Genomic DNA, 8,474 nt, shown 5'->3' on the forward strand with positions numbered 1-8,474 from the left:
GTGACTGATTACGTCGGTGGTTGCTATGTAGAATACTTTATATGAGATGCGTAACTATTGACATTGTTAATAATTCGGCAATAGAAAGTTTAGCCGAACTAAAACCACCAAGTTTGGCCTGGATTGGAGATTGTTGAGGCGCATCTCCAATCCTCCCCGTCAATCCGAAACCTACCTTAATATACTTGGTCTGCGCCGGTGCGCAGCAGCAGATCGTGATACTTGTGCAGAACAGATGAACCGATGTGAATCCTTTGCTGTCTTGGCGCATTACACCATCGAAAGCGCCCAATGACCTATCGTGTTGCGTTCTTGCCACTTTTGGGTTGAAGTTCTGCGATCTTGTGCGCGGGCATAGGTTTTCCGAAGAGAAATCCCTGGCCGTACTGAAATCCCGCTGTGCGCAACAGCGCCGCCTGATTCTCGTTTTCGATTCCCTCCGCCGTCGAGCGCTTGCCCAGATTGTTGGCGAGCGCAGCGATCGTGCTTGCAATGATCGAAGCCTGACGATCCGACTCGATTCGGCGAACGAATGACCGATCGATCTTGATCTTGTCGAAGGGAAATTGCTGCACATAGGTCATTGACGAAAACCCGGTTCCGAAATCATCGAGCACGATATTTACGCCCATTGCGTCAAGTGCGTGCAGTTCCTGGATCGTGTTGGGTGATGCATGCAGCAGGGTCGTTTCGATGATCTCGATATCGAGCAGGTCGGGATCCATGTCCAGCGTCGTCAGCAACTGGTCGATCTGTTTGACCACGACGCCGTGGCCAAACTGTCGCGGCGACACGTTGAGCGCAATTCCAAGATGATGCGGCCATGTCGCAGCTTCTCGCAATCCTGTCTCGATAACCCATTCGCCGATTTCGTGTATCAGCCCGAAATCCTCGGCAAGCGGGATGAATTCGTCGGGACGCATGACCTCACCAGTTTCGCCGCCCAGCCGGATCAGCGCTTCATATCCGACACGGCTGTAGTCGGAAAGATCGACCACCGGCTGGTAGTGGAGTTCGAAGCTATTTTCCTTGACCGCAGTGTGGAGCGCCAGCAAACCCTTCTTCTTCCACGTCAGCTCCTTCGCGATTTCTTCGTCGAAGAAGCGATAGGAGCCGCGACCGGACTCTTTCATTTTGTATAGCGCGCTGTCTGCCTTGGCGACCAGAGTTTCTGCAGTGTCCTCCGGATCATCCATCATGGCGATTCCGATACTGGCCGTCACTTCGATCGATAGTCCTTCCAACTGGAATGGGCGCGATACCTTTCGGATAATGTCCGCTGCGACTGATTCCAAACGCTTGCGATTTGTGTCGGAGCGTTTGAAGAGAATTGCGAACTCGTCGCCGCCCTGCCTTGCCACAAGGCTGGAGCGCCCGGCGCATTTCCTGATGCGTTCAGCCACAGCCTTGAGCAACTCATCTCCGATGATGTGCCCAAAACTGTCATTGATCGGTTTGAACCAGTCGATATCGATCAGCATCAGGCCAAGGCGCGAACCGCGATTCTTTGACGTCGCAATGGCTTCTTCAAGCGACGCGTTGAGCAGCGACCTGTTTGCAAGACCCGTCAGCGTGTCGTGGTTCGCCGCGTATTCGATCCTCCTTGACGCTTCAACTTTGTCTGTAACATCCGAATAGGTCGCGACCCAGCCTCCTCCAGGCATTGGCGCATAGGTGGCGTTTACGCTCCTGCCATTTCCAAGCCGGTAGTTGAAGGAAGTCGTCGTGCCGGCTGCGAGATGTTTATCGAGGCGGTTTGTGATCTCGCTTTCCCGCACATTGACGCTGCCCCGGCGTATTTCATTTCGCAGAATCCGGCGAAAATTCATGCCCCTTTTGACTTCGCCAGCCGGTTTGTCGAAAATCTCGATGTATCGCCTGTTCCAGAGCCTTAGATCCCCATGCTCGTCGAACACGCATACGCCTTCATGCATGTTCGCCAAGGTGATCGCCAGTTCCTCCTTGGCTTCCCGCGCCAGCCGTTCGGATTCTCTCAGCTTCAACTCGTCGTGCTTGCGGTCCGTGATGTCGCGAAAAGAACCGAAAAGGCGCACGGGCATGCCGTCCACATACGCCGCCTTGCCCACGGCGTGGACCCAGCGCCTGTTGTCGCGCGCGGTGATGAAGGGAAGTTCAAGGTCCCAGCCTGTTCCATTCTCGATGGCGCGGCTAATGGCTTTCTCGAGAATGGGGCGGGCTTCCGGCAGATAAAATCCTATTGCCGCCTCGAGAGTTGGAATATAGTCATCGTCGACTTCGTGGATCCTTTTCGTCTGCTCGGTCCAAATCGGCTTCATGTCGTCCAGGGAGAGTTCCCAACCGCCTACGCCGGATACGGCGGCAATCTGTTCGAACAGGTCCGATTGTCGACGAGCGGCCAACATCTGCGACCGCCCGAATTGTTGTGCGTCGCGCGCTTCCACCTCGTTTTCGAAAGTGTGGACCAGCCCTTCCACGATTTGACCCAAAAGAGAAAGGCGCTCTCGTTCCTGATCGGAAAAGGTCCGGGTCCGGACATCCTTTATGCAAACCGTTCCAAGCAAATGACCATCGGTCAATCTGATCGGATAGCCGGCGTAAAACCGGATATGCGGCGGCCCCACGACAAAAGGATTGGCGCTGAAGCGCGCATCCGCCGTCGCATCTTCCACTACCATAAGCCTTCCGTGCGTCATGGCGTGGCTGCAGAACGATTCCTTGCGCGGGATGGTTTGGAGGTCGATACCGTATCTCGCCATGTTCCACTGCTCGTTTTCGCCGATGATGGAAACAAGCGAAATGGGGCAGGAGAACAGGTCCGCCGCAAGGCGCACGACGGCGTCGAGATAGTCGGACCGCTTGGAATGCTGGATCCCGAGATATTCGATTTTCTCCAGACGAGCTTTTTCGTCAAACACATCGGCGCGCGTGTTGGAGGCTTTTGTTGACGCCATTCCCGAATTTTATCCTGTGTATTGACCAATGGTAGCCACGGTCATCGAAAGTAATTCGCAGCTCATCAGAAAATTCTTAAGATGTTCCTCCCTAATAAATTGTATCAATTGAAAACGATACTTCAAAAATAGTGCGATAGCGCATCGGTCGTCGCCTTACACACACAATTGGTCCGGTGCCGGCCTATATATCGCACTGTTGCGTTCCCTTAAGAGAAATTTGTCCTCTAAACTTTTGATTCAATTGTTTTGTCTACAAATGGCTTAACCGATCCGGAGCGGCAAAATGGCAAATCCACTATTTTCATCATGTGTTTCGACATCCTTGCTCGGGCGCATGGTCCGATCGTTTATCGCGGTTGTGTCGATGGCGTTGCTTCTTGCGGTTCTAGGGCTCTCTGCGTCCAGGGCTCAGGAGTTGAAGGTGCCCGATGTCGACTTCGGCGTCAGTCAATCCGACCTGCATTCCTATCTGCTCGGCAATCCGATATCGCCGCCGGATACGACCAGCCCGCGCGCGACGCTTGAAAGTTTTATCATCATCATGCGGGAAGCCAGCCGTATTTGGCGACACGTCCGGGACGAGTTCGACCAGAGCGATCGGCCGTTTCTGACGGATGAGGAGAGACTGGAGATCAAGTATGTCCTTGCGCTAATCGACAAGGCTGCGATGATTTTTGATCTTGAGGACATCCCGCTGACTGCGCGCGACAGGACGGCGATCGAAACGGCCCTGCAATTCCAGGAAATTCTTGATCGGATCTATATTCCTCAGATGGGAGACATACCGGGCGCGTCCGCCGGCAGTTTCCTGCACTCCTCGGCCCGCGCCGATTTGCCAGAAAGCTGGATCATTCCGAGCACCAACATCACGATTGCGCGCATGGAACAGGGACCCAGGAAGGGCCACTATCTCGTCACCGCCGAGACAGTAGAGCAGATCCCGGATGACTACGAAGTGGTCAAGGTTTTTCCGCCAAAGGTCGATTCTGGCGAGGATCTTTACGACACTTATATTTACACGCCAGGGCAGATTGTGCCGCCCCAGTGGTTCGACCTCGTTGAACTAGGGCCAGAATGGCTGCAGAATCGCTATGGCGGACAGGCCTATTGGCAGTGGCTCGGGCTTATTCTGTCGTGCGTCGCGCCGATTTCGCTCGCGCTATTCTGGTATCGGCTTACACGATGGCGCGCTGTTCCCGTTTCCGCGAAGCGGCGGTACTTCGGACGACTGCTGGCGCCGTCCTACATGATCCTGTGTGCTTTGGTCGTTCGATATCTGTGCGAAAGCCACATCAACATCACCGGCGAACTTATGCTGGCGGTCAGCACGATAAGCACGGCGTTTCTCTGGGGTGGACTCGCCTGGCTTTCCTTCAGATTCATGGAGCTGATTTACACCTGGGCGATACGCAATCCTGCCCTGCCAATGGAAAGTCTCGACGCCAGCCTCTTGCATACTGGTTTCCGCATCTTGAGCATGGTGATCGCCGTGGTGATCGCCGGTTACGGGGCGACGCGCATCGGAATACCGGTTTATGGCGTTATCGCCGGTCTTGGCGTCGGCGGCATTGCTATCGCGCTCGCGGCGCAACCGACGATCGAGAACTTCATCGGCGGCGTCATTCTCTATGCTGACCGCATGGTCAGGGTCGGGGAGTTTTGCGAATTTGACGATCTTTCAGGCACGATTGAGGCGATTGGCATCCGGTCGACCAGATTGCGCGCCCTCGACAGAACGGTGATCACGATCGCCAATTCGGACCTGGCAAAACGCAAGATCGTCAATTTCAGCCGCAGGGACCAGTTTCGGCTGCGGCACGATCTCGGCCTTCGCTATGAAACGTCGCCCGACCAGATGCGCGACGTCCTGATGAAGATCCGTCAATATCTTGAGGCGCATCCGCTTGTGCAGGAAGGTTTCCGGGTCCGTTTCAAGGCGTTCGGCGAATACGCCCTGCTTATAGAACTGCATGGATATGTGTCTGCGTCCGACCTTGCGGAGTTCCTCGGCGTGCAGGAAGAAATTCTCCTTAGGGTCGCCGAAATCATAGGAGACTCCGGAACGGACTTCGCCATGCCGTCCACGACGACCTATCTGACCCGGGATCAAGGGATGGACGCCGAAAAACGCGAAGCAGCCGAGCGCCATATCGCTAACTTGCGCGCCGGAAACGCATTGCCTTTCCCCGATCCGTCGCAGCAGGAAGACACCGGACCGTTCGCGGATGTTTGGCCGCCGCAGGGCAGTGTGGCGCGCAGGAAAACAGAAGGAGAAAGTCAGAGCTGATATAAATATCAATCAAGCGACGTTGGAATAATCCGCTATGGCCGGGTCGAACGCGAACTCGGTGCGGTTTCGACCTTCCTGCTTGGCTCGGTAAAGAGCGCGGTCAGCGAGACGCAGGGCGGTCAGAAGATTGATGCCGTTTCCATCCCAATGTCCGCCAATACTTGTCGTTACCGGCAGGGCGTCGCTATCCAGTGTGACGCGAATGGCGCATATTCAAACAAACAATACGAGAAATATCTAATGTCATACACTCAAAATTTCTTCCAATGGTGGAAAAGAATGCATAATAAAGATTAATACGTGCATCGAAGTAATTATTTACTTTAAGTGGGTCGAAGCATCTCTTTGCGGACTCTCACTTGAGATCGTCAAGCATGGCATCAAACGCGTGAAACAGAACGACGGGATCAGTTGGAGCTCTTGTACATCATCAGCAGTTCTTCACTGCCGTCTATGAAGATGTGCGGACGCATCAGGACATCGCGTTGAACAAGTGGGCGCCATCCCTCGCGTTGCCTGCGCCGGATGCTGTCCTTGTCTGTCCAGTGGAGCTTGAACCCGGAATTCTCCGCATTCTGAAAGGCGCGTTCGTTCCGAATGGCGGTCAGGGGCGCAATGATCTTTGCGTCCGCGTTTCTCCAGTCATGCCACAAATGCCTTACAAGGCCGACAATACCCTTGGAATCCATTTCCGAAGCTCCGCGTCAATTGTCCGTCTCAGTCGAGTTTCCCACGCTCGCGCCGGCGATATTCAAAGGCCTTCCACAACGCCCCGCCGATGGCGGATCGAAAACCAGACCCGGGCAGGCGCTGTCAACCCCGAAAGTCTCGCCGAAGGGTGAGCGAGGCGACAATAATTCGCCAGTTTGGCGCCGTCGCGCGCCATATGGGTATCAGGACGAGCCTGCGCAATGGCGCGGGGAACAGTATTAATCGAGTGGGTCGGGTCTGGATTATCAAGCCGCGCTGGTTGAAACTGCCGGTCATGAAGGTCTTCCGTATCAAGAATGTCGCCTGTCGGGATCGCGGAATGCGGCGCTCGAGGCTGGCCGTCTGCATGATGGTCATGTTCTCGATCATGCCGCCCGCCAGCGCAGGCGGATCGGCCGCCCAGACCTGCCTGTCCGTCAATCGCGATCTGTCGCTTGGAACGCGGCTGCCGCGACTGGCTGCCCGTATCGACGCCGGCGGCCCGGTCAGGATCGTCGCCATCGGGTCGTCTTCGACGGTTGGTCTTTGGATGGTTCGCCCCTCTTTGACCTATCCACAGGTCATGAAGAGAGAGCTTGAAACCCTGTGGCCGGGAGTCGCGTTCGAGATCGTCAACAGTGGTCGCGTTGGCGATACGATTCCGGGAAACATAAAACGTTTTCGGAAAGGCGTGTTCGCTCATCGACCGGATCTGGTGATCTGGCAACTGGGCTCCAATGACATTGCCTGGGGTGGCAATATGGACGGGGTGAGGGAAGAAATTGACGCTGGCGTCGCAAGCCTGAAGGCGACCGGCGTGGATCTGATCCTGATGGATCTTCAATACGCGCCACAGGTGCTGGCGTCGCCGCATCACGCCGCCATGGAGGTCCTTATCCGCGTTGCTGCATTGCAGGAGGGCGTCGGTCTGTTCTCGCGCTTCGAAGCGATGCTCAAATCGGTGCGGGCCGGCGTTTCGGACAGGGCGCTGGTGGCGCTGGACGGTCTCCACAATTCCCGCGAGGGATATGATTGCATCGGTCGTTTGCTGGCCCGCGCCATTCACGCGGCTGTGCAGGAGTGACGGAAAAACCCATTCGCGCAGCTACACGTCGCGAGGGTGAAATTGTCGATCACAACGTGTAGAGGCTGATGGAACTGCGTTAGTCCAAGAGGTGAAGAGGAATGTGGCGGCGCGAGCGCGAGACTTAAATTTAATGGTCGGAAGATTGCATGAAATCGACGTCGTTTCTGGCCGTTGCGGCTCAATTGGTCGCCTCATTTGCTGTTCCCGCATTCGCTCAGACGCCATTGCCCGAAGGAGCGACTTACAGTGAAGACGCCAAGCCGCTGAAATCCTATGCGCCCGTCGACAATCCGGGAAGCACGGCATTCGACGTGACCGACCGGGCCGCCATCGCCAATCTGATCTACGCATAATCCTTAGCCTACGACAATTTCGAAACGAAGGCGTGGTTCAGCCTGTTTACCGATGACGTCATATTCGTCGCCGGAACGCCGGGTCAGAAAGCAGTCGCCTTTCAGGGGGATGGCTTCCGCAAACTCTGGCGGGAACGGATGGATGCGTTTCGTACGTCCGGCGCCCAGCGTCGGCGCCTCATGTCCAACATACTTTTTCTGGACCAGACCGCTGACACGGCTCATGTCAGCGTCGACGGCCTTCTGACCAATTCCAGGGATGGAAAGGCATTCAGCGCGTATCGAGCCTGAACTTTAAGGTCTGGCTGGTGAAAGGCGCTGATGGCTGGAAAATCCAGCGCTGGCACGATTTTCCGTACTCAATGGTGCCGCGGCAGTTTCAGGCTTCTGAAACACGAGGAGCGCTGCCAATCGGCGGCGTTCTTGCAACGCGACTGCAGTTTCTTGCGTAATAAACGCCTGCAGCGCACAAAGTTGAAGGCGGCGATCCCCGCCGCCCTTTGAGCTTGGTCGTCAACATGCGATCACGGGATGAAGCGCCTGGCGCTTCGTCAGGCGATCGCGACGATCCCGAGCACCACAAGGATGAAGATTACCAGAACAATTCCGATCAGGATCTTTGCGCCAGTCAGCGCTGCGCCGGAAATCGTATTGAGCCCCAGCAAGCTGGCCACGGCTGCAACGATGAGCAAGATCAGGATCCATTTCAGCATTTTGTCATCGACCTTCTTGTTTCGAATGACTGAAAACGCAGTGCTGCGGCGTAGGGTTCCATAGCATCTCCGATTTGCGGATCGAAATCGAGCCGCACAGCGAAGTTTTTGTTTCTCTGCCAAGGCGGACGACCAAGGTTCAAATGAGCGCGCCGGAAAAAGCGCAATCACCTCGCCGCAACCAATTGTTGCCTATGTCTTCGATATGTACAAAGTGAGCTTATCGAGAGATAGCTGACATTTCATTCCGGACACATGGTTTACACAGTGCGCATTTGGGGAAGCCCGAATGCCTTGGAAAGAGTGTAGACCAATGGATGAACGTCTCAAATTCATAGCCCGACTGCTTGAAGGCGAGCAGATGGCGTCGCTTTGCCGGGAGTTCGGCATATCGCGGGTGACCGG

7 protein-coding genes and 1 pseudogene are annotated in these 8,474 nt (G+C 55.4%); 4 read left to right on the top strand and 4 right to left on the bottom strand.

Annotated elements, in window-relative coordinates; translation table 11 throughout:
* Positions 1 to 296 precede the first annotated feature (296 nt).
* Entirely contained in the window at positions 297 to 2,933 is a 2,637-nt protein-coding gene (locus tag AAFN47_RS22230) for a sensor domain-containing phosphodiesterase (RefSeq protein ID WP_499811453.1), read from the bottom strand.
* A 286-nt stretch (positions 2,934 to 3,219) separates the two neighbouring features.
* On the opposite strand from AAFN47_RS22230, the gene AAFN47_RS22235 reads away from it, so the two are divergent.
* Positions 3,220 to 5,223, top strand: a complete 2,004-nt coding sequence (locus AAFN47_RS22235; protein WP_499811454.1) for a mechanosensitive ion channel family protein — start codon at positions 3,220 to 3,222, stop codon at positions 5,221 to 5,223.
* Positions 5,224 to 5,633: 410 nt separating this feature from the next.
* Here AAFN47_RS22235 and AAFN47_RS22240 read toward each other — a convergent pair whose 3' ends face one another.
* Complete coding sequence (locus tag AAFN47_RS22240; protein ID WP_499811455.1) at positions 5,634 to 5,915, bottom strand: hypothetical protein; 282 nt, start codon at positions 5,913 to 5,915, stop codon at positions 5,634 to 5,636.
* 149 nt (positions 5,916 to 6,064) lie between these two features.
* On the opposite strand from AAFN47_RS22240, the gene AAFN47_RS22245 reads away from it, so the two are divergent.
* Positions 6,065 to 7,000 carry an SGNH/GDSL hydrolase family protein gene (locus tag AAFN47_RS22245; RefSeq protein WP_499811456.1) on the top strand — a complete coding sequence of 312 codons (936 nt, stop codon included), beginning with the start codon at positions 6,065 to 6,067 and terminating at the stop codon, positions 6,998 to 7,000.
* Between the two features lie 149 nt (positions 7,001 to 7,149).
* Positions 7,150 to 7,356 (top strand): hypothetical protein, encoded by a 207-nt coding sequence (locus tag AAFN47_RS22250; protein ID WP_499811457.1) that lies wholly within the window; start codon positions 7,150 to 7,152, stop codon positions 7,354 to 7,356.
* A gap of 3 nt (positions 7,357 to 7,359) precedes the next feature.
* Here the strand turns inward: AAFN47_RS22250 and AAFN47_RS22255 are convergent, their stop codons facing one another.
* Complete coding sequence (locus AAFN47_RS22255; protein ID WP_499811458.1) at positions 7,360 to 7,581, bottom strand: hypothetical protein; 222 nt, start codon at positions 7,579 to 7,581, stop codon at positions 7,360 to 7,362.
* A gap of 326 nt (positions 7,582 to 7,907) precedes the next feature.
* A complete protein-coding gene (locus AAFN47_RS22260) occupies positions 7,908 to 8,069 on the bottom strand; it encodes a DUF1328 domain-containing protein (RefSeq protein ID WP_220228684.1) in 162 nt (53 codons plus the stop codon).
* Between the two features lie 289 nt (positions 8,070 to 8,358).
* On the opposite strand from AAFN47_RS22260, the pseudogene AAFN47_RS22265 reads away from it, so the two are divergent.
* Positions 8,359 to 8,474 (top strand): annotated as a pseudogene (locus AAFN47_RS22265) (IS481 family transposase); the annotation flags it as partial.

Source organism: Hoeflea sp. CAU 1731, from assembly GCF_039888615.1.
Classification (GTDB): Bacteria; Pseudomonadota; Alphaproteobacteria; order Rhizobiales; family Rhizobiaceae; genus Flavimaribacter.

Coding starts and splice junctions, on each gene's coding strand:
- AAFN47_RS22235 (WP_499811454.1), top strand. CDS start 3,220: ATGGCAAATCCACTATTTTCATCATGTGTTTCGACATCCTTGCTCGGG.
- AAFN47_RS22250 (WP_499811457.1), top strand. CDS start 7,150: ATGAAATCGACGTCGTTTCTGGCCGTTGCGGCTCAATTGGTCGCCTCA.
- AAFN47_RS22260 (WP_220228684.1), bottom strand. CDS start 8,069: ATGCTGAAATGGATCCTGATCTTGCTCATCGTTGCAGCCGTGGCCAGC.
- AAFN47_RS22255 (WP_499811458.1), bottom strand. CDS start 7,581: ATGAGCCGTGTCAGCGGTCTGGTCCAGAAAAAGTATGTTGGACATGAG.
- AAFN47_RS22230 (WP_499811453.1), bottom strand. CDS start 2,933: ATGGCGTCAACAAAAGCCTCCAACACGCGCGCCGATGTGTTTGACGAA.
- AAFN47_RS22240 (WP_499811455.1), bottom strand. CDS start 5,915: ATGGATTCCAAGGGTATTGTCGGCCTTGTAAGGCATTTGTGGCATGAC.